Source organism: Bradyrhizobium sp. HKCCYLRH3099 (assembly GCF_051167855.1).
Classification (GTDB): Bacteria; Pseudomonadota; Alphaproteobacteria; order Rhizobiales; family Xanthobacteraceae; genus Bradyrhizobium.
This window is the reverse complement of sequence record NZ_JBNPTW010000006.1, coordinates 90576-107489: the sequence shown is the minus strand read 5'-3', so window position 1 is coordinate 107489 and position 16914 is coordinate 90576. Positions and strand designations below refer to the sequence as shown.

The 16914-nt window shown below is 65.5% G+C and carries 11 protein-coding genes; 3 read left to right on the top strand and 8 right to left on the bottom strand.

What is annotated here, in order from left to right; genetic code table 11:
• Window positions 1-13: 13 nt before the first annotated feature.
• Both ACQR1Y_RS14790 and ACQR1Y_RS14785 read left to right on the top strand, forming a co-directional pair.
• Window positions 14-5560, top strand: a complete 5547-nt coding sequence (locus tag ACQR1Y_RS14790) for a type I polyketide synthase (RefSeq protein WP_434875706.1) — start codon at window positions 14-16, stop codon at window positions 5558-5560.
• The gene (locus ACQR1Y_RS14785; protein WP_434875705.1) at window positions 5553-6776 is read left to right on the top strand and encodes a trans-sulfuration enzyme family protein; all 1224 of its coding nucleotides are present in this window, start codon (window positions 5553-5555) and stop codon (window positions 6774-6776) included. The genes ACQR1Y_RS14790 and ACQR1Y_RS14785 overlap by 8 nt, the downstream gene beginning before the upstream one ends.
• Before the next feature lie 3 nt (window positions 6777-6779).
• On the opposite strand, the gene ACQR1Y_RS14780 is transcribed toward ACQR1Y_RS14785, so the two are convergent.
• Together ACQR1Y_RS14780 and ACQR1Y_RS14775 are read right to left on the bottom strand one after the other, a co-directional pair.
• Complete coding sequence (locus ACQR1Y_RS14780; RefSeq protein ID WP_434875704.1) at window positions 6780-7370, bottom strand: DUF697 domain-containing protein; 591 nt, start codon at window positions 7368-7370, stop codon at window positions 6780-6782.
• The gene (locus ACQR1Y_RS14775; RefSeq protein ID WP_434875703.1) at window positions 7367-8014 is read right to left on the bottom strand and encodes an AAA family ATPase; all 648 of its coding nucleotides are present in this window, start codon (window positions 8012-8014) and stop codon (window positions 7367-7369) included. The genes ACQR1Y_RS14780 and ACQR1Y_RS14775 overlap by 4 nt, the downstream gene beginning before the upstream one ends.
• Window positions 8015-8213: 199 nt before the next feature.
• On the opposite strand from ACQR1Y_RS14775, the gene recQ reads away from it, so the two are divergent.
• On the top strand, window positions 8214-10019 hold the full coding sequence (gene recQ / locus ACQR1Y_RS14770; RefSeq protein ID WP_434875702.1) for a DNA helicase RecQ: 1806 nt from the start codon (window positions 8214-8216) through the stop codon (window positions 10017-10019).
• Between the two features lie 708 nt (window positions 10020-10727).
• On the opposite strand, the gene ACQR1Y_RS14765 is transcribed toward recQ, so the two are convergent.
• The 6 genes from ACQR1Y_RS14765 to ACQR1Y_RS14740 form a co-directional block, all read right to left on the bottom strand.
• Window positions 10728-11252 (bottom strand): hypothetical protein, encoded by a 525-nt coding sequence (locus ACQR1Y_RS14765; protein ID WP_434857339.1) that lies wholly within the window; start codon window positions 11250-11252, stop codon window positions 10728-10730.
• Between the two features lie 431 nt (window positions 11253-11683).
• Window positions 11684-12301 carry an LpxA family transferase gene (locus ACQR1Y_RS14760; protein ID WP_434857340.1) on the bottom strand — a complete coding sequence of 206 codons (618 nt, stop codon included), beginning with the start codon at window positions 12299-12301 and terminating at the stop codon, window positions 11684-11686.
• Between the two features lie 277 nt (window positions 12302-12578).
• Window positions 12579-12926, bottom strand: a complete 348-nt coding sequence (locus ACQR1Y_RS14755; RefSeq protein WP_434875701.1) for a VOC family protein — start codon at window positions 12924-12926, stop codon at window positions 12579-12581.
• A 156-nt stretch (window positions 12927-13082) separates the two neighbouring features.
• Entirely contained in the window at window positions 13083-13457 is a 375-nt protein-coding gene (locus ACQR1Y_RS14750; protein WP_434875700.1) for a hypothetical protein, read from the bottom strand.
• A gap of 309 nt (window positions 13458-13766) precedes the next feature.
• Window positions 13767-15383, bottom strand: coding sequence for an NAD(P)/FAD-dependent oxidoreductase (locus ACQR1Y_RS14745; RefSeq protein WP_434857343.1), 1617 nt, complete (start codon window positions 15381-15383; stop codon window positions 13767-13769).
• Window positions 15384-15781: 398 nt separating this feature from the next.
• On the bottom strand, window positions 15782-16852 hold the full coding sequence (locus ACQR1Y_RS14740) for an NAD-dependent epimerase/dehydratase family protein (protein ID WP_434875699.1): 1071 nt from the start codon (window positions 16850-16852) through the stop codon (window positions 15782-15784).
• Between the last annotated feature and the right edge of the window lie 62 nt (window positions 16853-16914).

Genomic DNA, 16914 nt, shown 5'->3' with positions numbered 1-16914 from the left:
CACAGCAAGCGCCATGAGCACTCCCGAGCCCAAAGACCCGTCCTTGATCAAGCAGGCGCTGCTGACGATCCGCCGCCTGGAGGCGGAGATCGCGCGGCTCAAGACACCGGCGCCGGTCGCGATCGTCGGCATGGCCTGCCGCCTGCCCGGCGCCGAGACGCCAGCGCAATTGTGGGACAGTCTCGCGCGCGGGCACGACGCCGTAGCCGAGACGCCTCGGGATCGCTGGGACAATGATCGTCTCGTCGACCCGGATCCCGCCGCGCCGGGGCACATGACCGCGCGCCACGGCGCGTTCTGCGACGGCATCGATCGCTTCGATGCCGACTTCTTCAACATCGCGCCGCGCGAAGCCCATGCGATGGATCCGCAGCAGCGCATGCTGCTCGAAGTCAGCTGGGAGGCGCTGGAGCGCGCCAACCAGGATCCGACCGTGCTCTATGGCAGCCCGGCGGGCGTGTTCATGGGCCTCGGCACGTTCGACTACGCGACACTGCAGGCCGAGGACCGCGATCGCGTCGGTCCTTATCATGTCAGCGGCACGGTGCTCAGCGTCGCCGCCGGTAGATTGTCCTACGTGCTCGGCCTCACCGGTCCGAGCATGACCATCGATACCGCGTGCTCCTCGTCGCTGGTCGCGATCCACCAGGCCTGCCGCAGCCTGCAGCAGAACGAGTGCAACCTCGCTCTGGCGGGCGGCGTCGGACTGATCCTCAGTCCGATCCCGAGCATCGCCTTCTCCAAGGCGCAGATGCTGTCGCCGCGCGGCCGCTGCCGCACATTCGATGCCGGTGCCGACGGCTATGTGCGCGGCGAGGGCTGCGGCGTCGTGGTGCTGAAGCGTCTTGCCGACGCCGAAGCCGACGGCGACACCATCCTCGGGATCATCAGGGGCAGCGCCGTCAATCAGGACGGCGCCAGCGGCGGCCTGACCGTGCCGAGCGGCGCGGCGCAGGAAGCCGTCATGCGCGAGGCGCTCGGCCGCGCCGGCCTCGCCGCCTCCGATGTCGCCTATGTCGAGGCGCACGGCACCGGCACGCCGCTCGGCGATCCGATCGAGCTGCGCGCCATCGGCCGCGTCTATGCCACCGAACGCGCCACCCCGTTGCTGGTCGGCTCGCTGAAAACCAACTTCGGACACCTCGAAGCCGCAGCTGGCGTCGCCGGCCTGATCAAGACCCTGCTCAGTCTGCAGCATGGCGTGGTGCCACCGCATCTGCATTTCGAGGTGCCCAACCCGAACATCGATTGGCACCATTATCAGCTCGCCGTTCCGCGCGAGCCGGCACCGCTGCCGGCCGGCCGGCGCGTCGCCGCCGTCAGCGCGTTCGGCTTCTCCGGCACCAATGCGCATCTTATCATCGAGACGCCCCCGCCGGCTGATGCGCCGGAAGCGAGCGCGCCGCGCAACGAAGAGCTGCTGGTGATCTCCGCCAAATCTGCCGCGGCGTTGCGCGCTCAGGCGGACCGTCACGCCGATCTGATCGAGGCGCTGCCAGCGGGCGAACTCAGCAACTATTGTGCGACAGCCGCGACCTGCCGCGGTGCATTCGCGCATCGCCTCGCGGTGACGGCTGCCACGCCACGCGAATTTGCGTCGCGTCTGCGCGCGTTCGCGCGGGATGAAGCCGCTCCGGAGCTCAGATCTGCCGTCGTGCGGCATGCGAGCGGCGATCCCGAGCAGACCAGCGACCGTCGCGCCGCCGCTGCCGCGTATCTTGCCGGCCGCCCCGTCGATTGGACGCTGCTCTGGCCTGCGAAGACCTGGCGCAAGCGTGAGGTCGCGACGACGGCGTTCCAGCGACAGCGCTATTGGTTCGATCTCGCAAGCGGCACGCCGCGTTCTCTGTTCGGCGCGCTTATGCGCTCGGCGGCGCTCGGTGCGACGCTGTTTCAGTTCCGGCTCGGTGCGCCGCTGCAGCCGCTGCTCGCCGATCACGAGGTGCAGGGCACGCTCGTCGTCGCCGGCGCCGTCTGGATCGCGGTGGCCTGCGATGCGGCCGCACGCTGCGAGGCCGGTGGCCTGCGCGATGTCAGGTTGCCGCAGCCGCTCACGCTCGGGCGCGGCGCCGAAGTAGAAGGCGAGATCGCCATCCACGACGGCGACCAGGATCGCGGTCAGCTGACACTGATGAGCCGCGCCATGGGCTCGTCCACATGGCGCCGCTGCCTGACTGCCGAACTCGATCGACCGGAGACAGCGCTGCCGACGAGCGCGCTCGCGGCGCTCCGCGGCTCGTGTCGTGAGGTCGTCGACGTCACCGCGCTTTATGAACACGCACGACGGTTCGGGATCGCGCTTGGTCCTCGCTTCCGGTGGCTGCAGCAGGTCTGGCGCGGTCCTGACGAGGCCCTGGCGCACTGCGCGCCGCCCGAAGGCGTCATCGCAGACGAAGCCGGACCGCTGCATCCCGGGCTGATCGATGCCGGCTTCCAACTGCTGCTCGCGGCGCTCGGCGACGCTTATCGCGCGCCGATCGTGCCGGTGCGCTGCGCCAGCGTGCGCTGGACTGAACGTCCGGAGTTGGCGAGCGGCTGGTGGCACATGCGACTGACGCACCGCGACGCCGAGAGCGTGACGGCGGATCTGCGCCTGCTGTCGGACGGCGGCGCCACGCTGCTCGTGATCGAAGGCTTCGAAGCGCGTGCGATGTTGCCCGACTGGCTCACGTCCGCCGATGCCGCGCCCGATGCCTGGTTCATCGCCGAGCAGTGGCGCGAACGACGGCTGCATCGGCCCGGCATTCGCGAACTCGCGGCAAGGACCGGAGAAGAAGGCGCGCGGCTCTCCACGGCGCAGCCCTATGCCGCCTATCGCGAAGGCCAGCGCGTGCTCGATGACGTCAGCCTGTGTTACGCGGCCCATGCGCTTCAAGCCCTCGGCTGGCGCCGTCATCTCGCACACGACGGCTCCCTCGAGACGATCGCGTCGCGTTTCGGCATTGCGCAGCACCAGCGTGCCCTGTTCGCGCGCATGCTCTCGATGCTGGCGCAAGCCGGCCTCGTGACCGCGACATCGACCGGCTATGCCGACCGGCTCGAGCGGCCACTGCCGCCGGTTCCACCCGCCGATCTGCGCGACCATTCGATCGCCGCCGAGTGGCGCCTGTTGTCGCGCTGCGGCCCTCGGCTGCCCGAGGTGCTCACCGGCGAGCTCAATCCGCTCGAACTGCTCTCGCCCGCCGGCGATCCGCACCTGCTCGCCGAACTGTATTCGGAGCCGTTGCCAACACGTTGCTTGAACACGCTGGTGAAGCAGGCGCTGACGGACTGGGTGGAGCGAGCCGGCCCCGGCCCGATCCACGCGATCGAGATCGGCGCTGGCACAGGCGCGACCACGGCCGCCGTGCTCGACGCCCTGCCGGGTGACACGACGCGCTACGTCTTCACTGACGTCGGCACAACATTTCTCACCAACGCGCGCGAGCGCTTCGGCGACCGCATCGAGACACAGCGGCTCGACATTGAGGCCGATCCGGCCAGCCAGGGCGTGACCCAGGGAAGCTTCGATATCGTCATCGCCGCCAACGTCCTGCATGCGACGCGTGACCTCGCGGCCACGCTCACACATACGCGTCAGATGCTGGCGCCCGGCGGATTGCTGGTGCTGGTCGAGGCGGTGACGCCGCAACGCTGGCTCGATCTGACCTTCGGCATGACAGAGGGCTGGTGGCGCTTCGACGATGATCGGCGCAAGACGGGGCACGCCCTGCTCGACATCCCCGGCTGGACGCGAATGCTCGCGCGGCACGGCTTCGGCGAAATCTCGCCGCTGCTTGGCGCAGAGCCGTTCGGCCAGACTGCCATCCTCGCGCGTGCTGGCCGCAACATCGACAGTGAATGGCTGCTCATCGCCGATGAGGGCGGAGAGGCCGCGCGGCTGGCGCAGTTGCTGTCTGACACCGGTGCGCCGTGCAGCCTGACGCGCCGATCCGAGCTTTCCCGCCGCGTAAACGCAGCGAAGGGCCGCCTTCACATCGTCGATTGCACGGCATTGGATGCGGCCGGCACAACCGGCGTCGCCGTCGAGGCGATGCGCACGGCGGTTCTCAACACCACCGCTCGCGGCCTCGCGACACTGCAGGTCGCAGCATCGCTGTCCTCGCCGGCGCGCGTGAGCATCCTGACGCAAGGCGCAATCGCCACGACGCCGGGCGATCCCGTCGACGGCCTCGCCGCATCGGCTCTGCCGGGCCTGATGAAAGTGGCCGCACTCGAGCTACCAAATCTCTCCGCCCGCCTGATCGATATCGACGCCGGCACGACTACTGCCGATCTCCTCGCGGTGCTCGAGAGCAGCGAGGCTGAAACGCTGCAGGCTGTCCGCAACGGCCGCCGTCTGGTGGCACGGATCGCACCGGCCGCGCCGGAGCGGGCCGACGATCCGCCGCCTGCTCTCGCCCTCGACGGCATCCAGCTGATCACCGGCGGCTATGGCGGTCTTGGATTGGCGCTTGCCGAGGCGCTGGTCGCAAAGGGCGCGCGCAAGCTCGCGCTGGTCGGGCGGCGTGGGCCCGACGAAACCATCAGCAAGCGTCTCGCGCAATGGAGTGCCGCGGGCGTGGAGATCCACGTGCTGTCCGCTGATGTCGCCAACGAAGCGGACATGCGCACCGCACTCTCCACTCTGCCCCGCGACGTGCCCATCCGCAGCGTCTTTCATGCCGCCGGCGTGCTCGACGATGCCTTGCTGAGCGAGCAGTCCGCGGAGCGGCTGGCCCGCGCGTTCGATCCGAAGGTGACGGGCGCGCTGGTGCTGCATCGTCTGTTTGCACAGACCGATCTCGCCTGTTTCGTGCTGTTCTCGTCGGCCGCATCGCTGCTCGGCTCGGCGGGACAGGCCAGCCATGCCGCGGCCAATGCCTGGCTCGACGCACTCGCTGCACATCGGCGCGCGCGCGGACTCGCAGCGATCAGCATCAACTGGGGCGCCTGGTCCGAGACGGGTGTCGTGGCGGGTCTGGACCACCAAGCCAATCTGCAGCGCCTCGGCATCGGCGCGATCCGGACGGCGCAAGGACTCGACGCGCTGTTTCGAATCCTCAAGGCCAATCCCACGCAAGTCGGCGTCGTGCCGCTCGATCTCGACCGCTTCCTGGAGCGGCGCGGAACGGCGCCGGAGTTCGACGAGCTGCGCGGCCGCGAACGGCGGCAGGCCCGGATCGATGCTGTTGAGGAGCCCGGCCATTCGGACGAGACGCTGCTCGCGGGAGTGTTGGCCGATCTCGCAAGATCGCTCGGACGTGGCTCCGGCGACGGCATCGATCCCGACCGTCGCCTGGCGGAGCTCGGTCTGGATTCGTTGAGCGGCCTCGACCTGCGCAACCGCCTGCAAGCCCGAACGGGCATCCGTCTGCCGGCCACCGTGATATTCGATCATCCCACCCCGCGGCTGATCGCGTCGCATCTGGAAGCGCTGCGAGCCGACGCGTCGCTGGCCGAACCTCCTGCCGCTGCTGACATGCCGCCACCGTCCGAAGATGCGCTCGACGGTCTGTCGGAAGACGAACTCGACGCGCTGATCGACATGCTCGCTCCGGAGGGCACCGGCCGTGACTGACAACAACGCTATCAGACTGAGCCTGTCGCGAATTGCGGCGGGCGCTCCGGACCGGCCCTGCGAAACGCCGCTCCATCTGACCACCCGCGTCGTGCAGGCAACCAGCGAACGGCAGACGCCGCAGCCCGCCATCCAGCCCGCCTCGACGGTGTTCTTCGACAATGTCGAGAGCCTGCATGAGGCCGAGGCCAATCCGTTCGACGTGTTCTTCTATGGCGGCATGGGCACGCCCGCGGTCAGCCGGATCGAAACGGCGGTGGCCCAGCTCGAGCTCGGCGAGCGCGCCATCCTGGTTTCCAGCGGCAGCGCTGCGGTCACGACCGCCCTGCTCGCCTTTGCCCGGTCCGGCCAGCATCTCCTGGTCGTCGACACCGTCGCCTCCAGCACCCGCCGGTTCTGCGAGACCGTGCTGCGCGGCCTCGGCGTCGAGATCGAATTCTACGATCCGGCGATCGGGGCCGATATCGCCCGGCTGCTCCGCCCGGACAGCTGCGCGGTCTACATGGAGTCGCCGGGCTCGCTGTCGCTGGAGATGCAGGACGTCCCGGCCATCGCGGCTGCGGCGCGGGCGCGGGGCGTCGTCACCATCCTCGACAACAGCTGGGGCGCGTTCGGCGCCTTCCGGCCGTTCGACCATGGCGTCGATGTCGTCGTGGTGTCGCTCGGCAAGCAGGCGGCGGGCCATGCCGACCTGATGCTCGGCGCGCTCGTCACGTCGCATCGCCATGCCGCGCGGCTGAAGGATATCGCGGTGCAGCTCGGCCACGTGCCCGGCGCGTTGGAATCGTATCTCGCGCTGCGCGGGCTGCGCAGCCTGCCGCTGCGCGGCGAGCGGCAGCTGCGAACCACGATCGAGCTCGGCCGCTGGTTTTCGGGCCGCGCCGACGTGCGGCGCGTGCTGTGCCCGGCGCTGCCGGGCGCGCCCGGCCACGAGCTGTGGCGCCGCGACTGCAGAAGCGCCGCCGGGCTGTTGACCGTCGCGTTCACGACTGAGGCCCGCGACGACGTGATCGCGGCGATCAACCGCCTCGCGCTCAGCCGGCTCGGCTTCGGTTGGGGCGGCGCCGAGAGCCTGGTCCTGCCGATCCTCGAGCCGCCGCCGCGGCTGTTCGCGCGGCAGCCGGCCGACGAGTTCTGGGTCCGCATCTCGACCGGCCTCGAAGAGGCCGCCGACCTCATCGCCGACTGGTCGCGCGCGCTCGACCGGAGCGCATAACGTTCACGCGGCGAGATCGACAAGGCTGCCGCCCTGCTCGAAATGATCGAGAAAGATGCCGCCAAGCACGCGCGTGGTCGTCATCGCCGTCAATGAGAACACCGCGACGCCGTAGAGGTTGGCGCCGGGCACCACGCGGCTGAGCGCCGCCGTGGTCAGCCCTCCAGCGACCACCGGCGTGGCCGCGGCCATCAGGCTGGCCACGATCGGCCGGGCCTGGTCGTATTGGAACGGCACGCCATACTCTTCGGCGAGCTTCTTCAGCATGTGGAGCACGATCAGCCCGACGCCCACGGGTCCCGCGAACGGGATCGGGATCAGTCCGCCGGCGGCCGCGTAGGCAGCGTAGCGCTCCACGATCAGCTGCGCGCGGTCGCGATGCGGCGGCACGGCGGCCATCGACGCGGGCGCCAGCGCCGGCGCGACCACCTCATCGACCGGATCGGACTCCGCCTCACGCGACGCAGCCTTGTCCTTTGCGGCCTTGCCGTCCTCGATCTTGTCACCGATCTTGGCATCGCCGGCGCCGGGCGCACCCGTGCCGCGCATCTCTCCCATCGTCCGGCCGACCGCCTTCGGCAGCTTGCGGCTCATGCCGCGGCCTCATGCAGCAACAGGCGATCGATCTCGTTCGCGATCGCGGCGATGTCCTGCGCGGCGCGGCCGCCTTCGTCGACGAGATCGGGCGTCGCGCCATACAGCGCGGCTTCCGGATAGGCGACGCGGTTCTGCATCTCGCTGTCGAGCAGCGGGAAGCCCGCCTTCATGATCTCCGCGCGGATGTGCTTGGCGATGACCGACTCGCGCGTGGTCTGGGTCAGCAGGCAGCGGAACAGCGGCCGCCAGCCCTTGATGCCGTTGACCAGGATCGCCAGCGTGTCGAGCATGGCGTCGACATCCAGCGGCGACGGCTTCACCGGCACGATCACGAGATCGGCGGCGGCGAGCGCGCCGAGCGTCGACGGCGTGCGGAACCCCGGCGTGTCGATGATGACCAGCGCCGATTTGGCGAGCTCCTTGGCGGTGCGCCAGACGCCTTCCGTGGCGTCTTCCACGATCCGCAAGCCCGCCAATCCGCGCTGCCGCTGGGCGATCCGCACCACCGAGCGCTGCGGATCGGCGTCGACGAGGACGACCCTGCGCCCGCTGAGGTGCCAATGCACCGCGAGACAGGTCGCGACCGTGCTCTTGCCGCTGCCACCTTTCAGCGTGGCCAGCGTGATGATCCGGTTGGTCATGTCAGCCCACCCCGAGCCCATGCTCGTATCGAGATAGGAGCATAATGCGATGCACGCCGATTCTGCCACAATTCGTCCGCTTGTCCAACGCGCGGCTGTTTCCCGCCGAAATCAACGGCCGCGGGCAGCTTTCGCTTGACGGCGGCGGGCTGCAACGGGACTTATCCAGTCCCATCGTCCGCCGAAGAAGTGCGTTGTCATGACTGCCGATCCGCTCTCGATCCTCAAGACCGTGTTCGGCTATGACAGTTTTCGCGGGCGGCAGCGCGACATCGTCGACCACGTGATCGCCGGCCACAACGCCTTCGTGCTGATGCCGACCGGCGGGGGCAAGTCGCTGTGCTACCAGATCCCGGCGCTGGCGCGTCCCGGCCTCGGCCTTGTGATCTCGCCCTTGATTGCGCTGATGGAGGACCAGGTCACGGCGCTGCGCCAGGCTGGCATCAAGGCGGCCGCGCTCAATTCGCGGCTGTGGGGCGCGGAGAAGGACCTGCTGTGGCAGGACATCGACCGCGGCGAGCTCGATCTGCTCTACATGGCGCCGGAGACGCTGCTGAAGCCGGAGAACATCGACCGCCTCAAATCCGCGCAGCTGTCGCTGATCGCGATCGACGAGGCGCATTGCGTCTCGCAATGGGGCCACGACTTCCGGCCGGAATACCGCGCCCTCGACTGCCTCGCCGAGCTGTTCCCGAAGATCCCGCGCATGGCGCTCACGGCGACGGCGGATGCGCCGACGCGGGCCGAGATCGTCGAGCATCTCCACATCGGCGAGCACAACAGCTTCATCGCCGGCTTCGACCGCCCGAACATCCGCTACGGCGCGGCGGAGAAGGTCAACAGCATGCAGCAGATGCTGGCCTTCCTGAAATCGCGCGAAGGCGAGAGCGGCATCGTCTATTGCCTGTCGAAGCGCAAGACCGAGGAGGTCGCGGCTTCGCTCAGCGAGCACGGCTTCCCGGCGCTGCCCTATCACGCCGGCATGGAGATGAAGGCGCGCGAGAAGAACCAGCGCCGCTTTCAGCTCGAACAGGGCCTGATCATGGTCGCGACCATCGCCTTCGGCATGGGCATCGACAAGCCCGACGTGCGCTTCGTCGTCCATGCCGACCTGCCCTCCAGCATCGAGGCCTATTATCAAGAGACCGGTCGCGCCGGGCGTGACGGGCTGCCGTCGGAGACCCTGATGCTGTACGGCGCCGAGGACATCGCGCTGCGCCGCCGCTTCATCGACGAATCCGACGCGCCCGATGCGCGCAAGCGCACCGAGCGCCGCAAGCTCGACGCCCTGCTCGGCTTCGCCGAGACCTGCCAGTGCCGCCGCCAGGTGCTGCTGCGCTATTTCGGCGACGATTGCGAGCCGTGTGGCAATTGCGACATCTGCCTCGACCCGCCGCAGACCTTCGACGGCACCATCGCCGCGCAGAAGCTGCTGTCCTGCATTCACCGCACCGGCGAGCGCTTCGGCCAGATGCATGTGATCGCGGTGCTGCTCGGCGAGCGCGACGAGCGCATCGAGCGGCTCGGCCATGACAAGCTCTCGACCTTCGGCATCGGCACCGAGCACGACCGCAACGCCTGGCGCTCGATCGTCCGCCAGCTCGTCGCGCACGGGCTGATCAGCGTCGACATCGCCGGCCATGGCGGCCTGTCGATCTCGCCCGAGGGCCGCCAGTTCCTGCGCGACAAGCCGCAGCTCAGCCTGCGCGTGCTGAAGAAGACCCGGCGCGACCGCAAGGCCAGGGAGCGCGAGACCGCGGCGGCGTTCCCCGACATCGACCGCGAGTTGTTCGACAAGCTGCGCACCAAGCGCATGGAGCTTGCGAGAGAACAGAACGTGCCGCCCTACGTCATCTTCCACGACAAGACCCTGGCCGAGATGGCCGCGCGCCATCCGCGCACCACGGCCGAGCTCGCGGCGATTCCGGGCGCCGGCACCGTCAAGCTCGCGCGCTATGGCGACGCCTTCGTCGCCGTCATCAACGCGCATGATGCCGGTCGCTAGCGCGGCGGGCACGGGCGTCTTTCCACTTATCGAACAACACATGTGAGATCGCGATCCCGCGGCGCGTCGCGCCCGAGTTTTGCATCAGTCGACCTCTTCGTTGAAGAAGAGGCGCAGGGAAGACCGGGTATCGACCGATACCCGCGGTCCGCGTGCAGCAAATAAGCACGCGGCAGAACCACAGGTTCAGCCCAATATCCGGCCTTCCCTGCGCGACGGTTTTGCGGGTTATAGGCGCTCTCCCCGGGGACCGGCTGTCTTGCCCCCGTCGCCAGCGGATCATCATCACCACCGGCTTGGTCTCAGCGTCGGGAGACTAGGACCACACCATTTCGCCGTCGCATCGCTCCGTTCGTCGGCGCAAACCAGGTTCACGCTGCGGACCAATGCGCCCATCGCATCTCCGGCTCGACGCTTCATGACGATCGCGAAACGTCCCTCTTCAGCGAGCCGGGATGCGCGGAAATGTGCAGCTGATTTGCCCGACGACACAAGGGATGAGTCCGCGACAAACTGGCTCGACGGGCAGTTAGCGCAGGGGTGACATGCGGAAGTTGCCCGTCGTGCAGACGGGATCACATCAGCCTGGCCGAAAGCTCATGACCCCTCGCGAGCAAGAATTGACTTAGATCGCTCAAGAGTACAGCACCGAAGAGCGGACATGCTGTGCTCCGCGACCAGGGGGATATCGAGCGCGCCCCATCGGAATCAGGGCTCGTCGAGCCTCCTCATCATGCCACCGTTGATTTCCACTCTGACCGGGCGAATGCCGCGGCGAGCCATCTCCTCCCGTTCGGAGGCGAAGGTGCCCTTAGGGTTACATTCCGAACTCAAAGATGCGTAGTGACTGCTTCTATGAGTGATGGAATCGATAGGTTTAGCATCGAGGTCAATGTCCCAAAAGAACGACCTGCAGTCCTCATCCTCTGTTGCGGCCGCCGGACGGCATTTTGGCAATTCCGATATGCGTGACTCACAATGTATGGTGTCTCGGTAAAAATGCTGCGGCACGCCCACGCATTCCGCCCTCCATCTCCAAGGGCTGATCTTGTCGATCGAGCATGCATCGCGGTGGAGTGAATACACGATGGCAAGTTCCGGCCTGTTCAATGCAGTGAGAGAGCGCTGCATTGCCTCTTCGGTTGACGGCGCGTTGAGCACCCTGATCGCCGTCCACGCCACAAATGCGCTGCATGCAATGACCGTAAGCCCTCCCCAATTGAGCAGCTTCATATCCAGTTGCCTTTCAGCGAGACGAGAAGCCGTCTCTACCAACCTGCCGGTTTGCAGCAACCGCCGATCTTGACAAAAGTCAGTATATATCCGCCAGAGTGAAGGCGGATTTGTCCGGAGCTGTGGGGCTTTCGGGTTCGCTGCCCGACGACGAGCGCTCTAAGCCACAAGCCGTCTATCGCTTTCGCCGCAGGTCACTTCCGGTTGTGTCCTGCGAGCCGACGTCGCCTTTGCCGGTCGGAAGCTCCGAGATGGGCCAATTTCGGAAGTTGCGATTCAACCAAGCCAGTTCCGATCTATCACCAACAGCGAACACTCGGCGGCGCGGGCGGCGGACGGAGCCTCAGTCCCGAGCGGTCTTGCGGTTCTGAGATTGATCGCCAGCCATTACTTGCTCGCCTGTTCGATAGGCAGGTCGCCATGGTCCCGACTCAGGCAAGCAGATTTGGGTGCTGATCGACCTTGCCTAGCCTCGTCAGGCGAAAGCCGGGTTTGATCAAAGCCCCCGGAGCAATGACGGCGTTCGCGCCAATGCGGGCGTTATCTCCAATCAGCGCGCCGAACTTGTCGACACCGGTGTCGATAACGCTTCCCTGCCAGACGATCCTGATGCGCTTGTCGTCCATCTCGTTACGATAATTCGCAACGATGGCGCCCGCCTCGATGTTGACGCCGGCGCCGATGATGGAATCGCCGACAAAACTTAGATGCGCCACCTTGGAGGCGCAAAACATGATGGTCGTCTTGAGCTCGCATGCCGGCCCGACAATGCATTCCTCTCCGAGGAATATGCCGCCGCGCAGATATGCGCTTGCCGCCACGAACGATCCGGGACCGATGATTGCGGGGCCCTTGATGATCGCACCGGGCTCGATCGTCGAGGATTCATGGATCGCCTTATCGCCTTCGAATGCGTAGCCGGCACCGAGACCGCATATCATTGAGCGAATGAGCTCGGAGGCCTGGGTGGTGATCTGCCACGGCTCCAATCCGTGCCGTGCGAAGCTGCTCGAATGCCATGAGGCGACGAAAGCGCTTGGATCGATCATGGAATGGAGTCTCGTGTGACGGCTGAAATCCTCGGCAAACGCGAAGTCGGAAAACAGCTTATGCAGGTTTACCGGTCTCGTCCACGTCGTCAAGATCAGCCAGCGCGCGGGTGACGAAAGCCTTCCTACATCGTAAAGGGGCTGGTTCGAGTCCGGTTTGGGTCAAAAGCCGCCGTCTGGTCGGCCAGCACCCTACGTCCGGTCGCACTCCAACTGCAAGCGTCCCAGGCGCCGACTGGAACGTCCGGCGAAACTCGGAGAAGAGTTCCGGTGACCTTCAGCTATCGACGACGTTCACGAGGTTGCCCGCCGGATCACGAAAGAAGAACCGACGAAGTCCCCAGCTTTCCGTAACGGGACCATAAACCACTTCCGCACCGGCTGCTCGAACCGCGCGCTCGGTCGCGGCGAGATCGGTGACTCCAATGGAAATAACAGGTAGCTCTGTGCCAGCGCCGCCCTCGGACGCAGTGTGCAGCTCGATCTTCTGGCTTGTGCCTTTGCCTAGAAAAGTGATCCAACCCATGTCGAGGGGGAGATCGAGCTCGAACACCTGCTGATAGAATGTTGCCAACGCCGTGGGGTCACGGGCGGAGAGATTAGCGACAATTCTTGTCACGGCCATCTTCAGACCACTCCTTGCAATGCTGACTTCAGGATAGTCATTTATCGATCACAGCGGCCGGTTCTCACCTGTACGTTTTGAAGGCGAGAACGATTTCCTGAAGGATGGCGCTAGTCGGTTTCGATGGCAGAGGCGGACTTCGCTGACCTTGCAGCTTCAGTTGTCTCCCCAAGCGGCACAGACAACTCCCGCAATGGCTCCGGGTAAACTCGCGAGCAAAGCACCCGGGTGATCAAGACTGAGCGGGAGTGGAACGAATTCAATCAGAACGAATGAGAGAATGCCACCCGAGAGCAGACATCCGAGGCTCCTCGACCAGAGCGGCATTGACCGATCTATCAACTCGCGATCAATGCAATAGACGAGGCCCCCAAGGGGAAGCCCAAATAGATAGATGAAGGGCCATCCGACCAATGTACCGATGATGAGCAACGCTGGCTTTCCGAGCACGGCGCACAGAACAATCCAGCCGATCACCGGCCCAGCCAAGGCGAAGATGTATTGGCGGCGAACTTGTCCGGCATCGATCATCAGGCGACGGTACTCTCGTTGCACCAAACGTGCTCTTTTCTCAACCACTGGGAAACGACCAGTTCCGTCCGAAAATCGGCAACTACATACAACCCGCGTCAAGCCAAAAGGGCGACCTGACTTCCGCAATGCACCAATGGCCGGCCTGGCCGGTCATGCGCGGAACCGACGCGGATATGCCAGACCGAGCCAAGGCCTACGGCCTGAAAAATAGCGATGCGGCATGCATTGTGGTCGCCTGGCGGAATTGTCTGACATGAATCAATAGCAGATACCGATAACCAGTCCTCGGACCGGCTCTCCCGGAGGTCAGTCGACGACTATGCTCTTCGCCACCGCTTCCGCGATCTTGATGCCGTCGATGCCGGCGGAGAGAATTCCGCCGGCATAGCCAGCGCCCTCGCCGGCGGGAAACAGCCCTTTGGTGTTGAGGCTCTGGAACGTGTCGTCGCGCGTGATGCGAATGGGGGAAGACGTGCGTGTCTCCACGCCGGTAAGAACCGCATCCCCCATATCGAAACCGCGGATCCTGCGGCCGAACACAACGAGCGCCTCGCGGATCGCCGCGATCGCATAGTCGGGCAAGCACGCAGAAAGGTCAGTCGGTGTGACGCCTGGCTTGTAGGACGGGATAACGCTGCCGAGCGACGTTGAAGGTACGCCGGCAAGGAAGTCGCCGACACGCTGCCCCGGCGCCGCGTAAGTGCCGCCCCCCGCAACAAACGCCGCCGACTCCCAGCGCCGTTGGAAATCGACCCCCGCCAGCGCCCCGCCCGGAAAATCGCGCGGGGTAATCCCGACCACGATACCCGCGTTGGCGTTGCGCTCGGCGCGTGAATACTGGCTCATGCCATTGGTGACCACGCGTCCAGGCTCGGACGTTGCTGCGACCACTGTGCCGCCCGGACACATACAGAAACTGTAAACGGCGCGATCATTGGAGGCATGATGGACAAGCTTGTAATCCGCGGCGCCCAGAACAGGATGCCCCGCGCGAGCGCCGAACCGCGCCGCATCGATAACAGATTGCGGATGCTCGATCCGGAAGCCGATTGAGAACGGCTTCGCCTCCACGTGGACCCCGCGATCCGCCAGAACCTGGAAAGTATCGCGCGACGAGTGGCCGATCGCGAGCACGACATGGCTTGCTGCGATGCGCTCACCGTCGGACAGTATGACGCCACGGATGCGCCGCTCACCGTTGCTGGACGTCTCGATATCGAAATCCGCAACGCGGCTCTTGAAACGGTATTCTCCACCAAGCCCTTCGATCGTGGCCCGCATGTTCTCCACCATCTTCACGAGGCGGAAAGTCCCGATATGGGGGTGAGCTTCGGTGAGAATTTCAGATGGCGCGTCCGCCTTGACAAACTCGGTCAGCACCTTGCGGCCGAGGTGGCGCGGATCCTTGACCTGGCTGTAGAGCTTGCCATCGGAAAACGTTCCCGCGCCACCCTCGCCGTATTGCACGTTCGATTCTGGATCAAGCACAGAGCGGCGCCATAGCGCCCAAGTGTCCTTGGTGCGCTCCCGCACCACTTTGCCGCGCTCCAGAATGAGCGGCCGAAAGCCCATCTGGGCAAGCACAAGCGCCGCGAACAGTCCACAAGGCCCGGCACCGATCACGAGCGGCCGCACGCGCAGGCTTTCGGGCGCGCGAGCGACAAACCGGTAAGTCATATCTGGAGCGGGAACAACATCCTTGTCCTTTGCGAAGCGCTTCAGCACGGCCGCTTCGTCCCTCACCTCGACATCGAGCGAATAGACCAGCGCGATGTCGGACTTTTTACGTGCGTCATGGGCGCGCCGGAATATCGCGCACGAGAGCAGATGCTCCACCGGTATGCGCAACCGAGCGGCGGCCGCCTTCTTGATTGCTTCAGCCGGATGATCCAGCGGTAACTTGATTTCGGTCAGGCGAATCACTTGCACCGCGACGAGTAGGTTGGAATTGCCATCTTGTAGCACAACAAAGGCGCGGCGTATGACGCCATCCGTATCCGCAAGGCGACATGTTCGCTCTGGGTCAAAAGCTGCCCTCCGGCCGTCCGACGGCTTACTCCGGGTTACATCTCGGGAGCGGACGTCGCCGGGCGCAGACCGGCGGTACGAGTTGGCCCAGAAGCGACATCGAATAAAACCGGCTGTCCATCACTCCTGATCTTGCTCTGACTCAACGAGCCAGCCGATGCGCGCCAAATGCTCAACCACTGGGCGCAGGCGAGATTCATCGTGAATGCCCCCAAGCATGCCGATCGTTAAAGCATTCGCGACAAGGGCGGCAGGACTTCCGAAAAAGCCCGCCGAGCGGCCTGATAAGGTCGTCACGAAGCAATGCTCGCGCGGTGCTCGCCGTGTTGAGCAAGGGCACCAGCGAACTTGGGCGCGGTCTTCCGCATCGCCGACAGGCCTTCGCGCATCGTGATCTGCGGCGTATAGCCCAACTCGGCTTGAGCCTTGCGGATGCTGATGGTGAACGGCTGGCCGATAAGGCGTAACATCTGCCGCGTAATCGGCGGTTCACCCTTGAGGCGCAGCCTACGCCACGCGACGCCCATCATCCCGGCCATCATCCAGACAATCCTGAACGGGACCGCCTTGTCCGGTGCAGTCACCTCGCGCGTGGCAAGCAACGACGAAATGAAGCTTTTCAACGTGCTCTGCTCGGCATCCGCGACGAAATAGGCGTGGCCGCCGCGACCCGCGTCTGCGGCGAGAAGCAGCGCATGACACAGATTATCGACATGACAGCTCGACATGGCCTGTTCGCCACCGGACACCCACTGCCATCGTCCGGCCTTCACCGTCTCCACCATGTGATCAAGAGTCGGCATCTCGCCGCCCCAAATGAATGGTGGCCGCAGTGCGACCGTCTCCAGACCTGGCCTCACGCCGTTGGCTGCGAGCAAAGCGCACTCACCTTCGGCCTTCGATGATCCATAAGGCGAGAAGGCCCGCGTGTGCAGAGGGAAGCTCTCGTCGACATCGAACATTGGTTCGGGATCGCCCATGACAACGGCCGCGGCACTCACGGCGACCACGCGGCGCACGCTGCTCGTCGCAACTGCAGCTTTGACGACCGAGCGCGTACCCTCGACGTTGACCGTGTCGAAGACTTTCTGCTTTCCCCAAAGCTTGAAGTGCGCGGCCACGTGGAAAACGACCTCGCATCCGTCCATCGCTCGTCGCAGCGATTGTTCGTCGTTGAGTTCGCCGGGGACGACGCTTGCTCCGAGACCCTTCACCTTTGCCTCGCTGTCCGCGCTGCGGGCGAGCGCACGCACTTGCCAACCCTCCCTGAGAAGACGCGCGATCAGGTGACGTCCGACGAAGCCTGAGCCACCCGTCACAAGAGCGAGGCGCGGAGGGCGGGACGATGAAGCGGTAGCAATCATGACGGACCTCTTCTGCTGATGGTCCGATCCTGATGATCACTCGTTCAAAAGTCAACGAACAT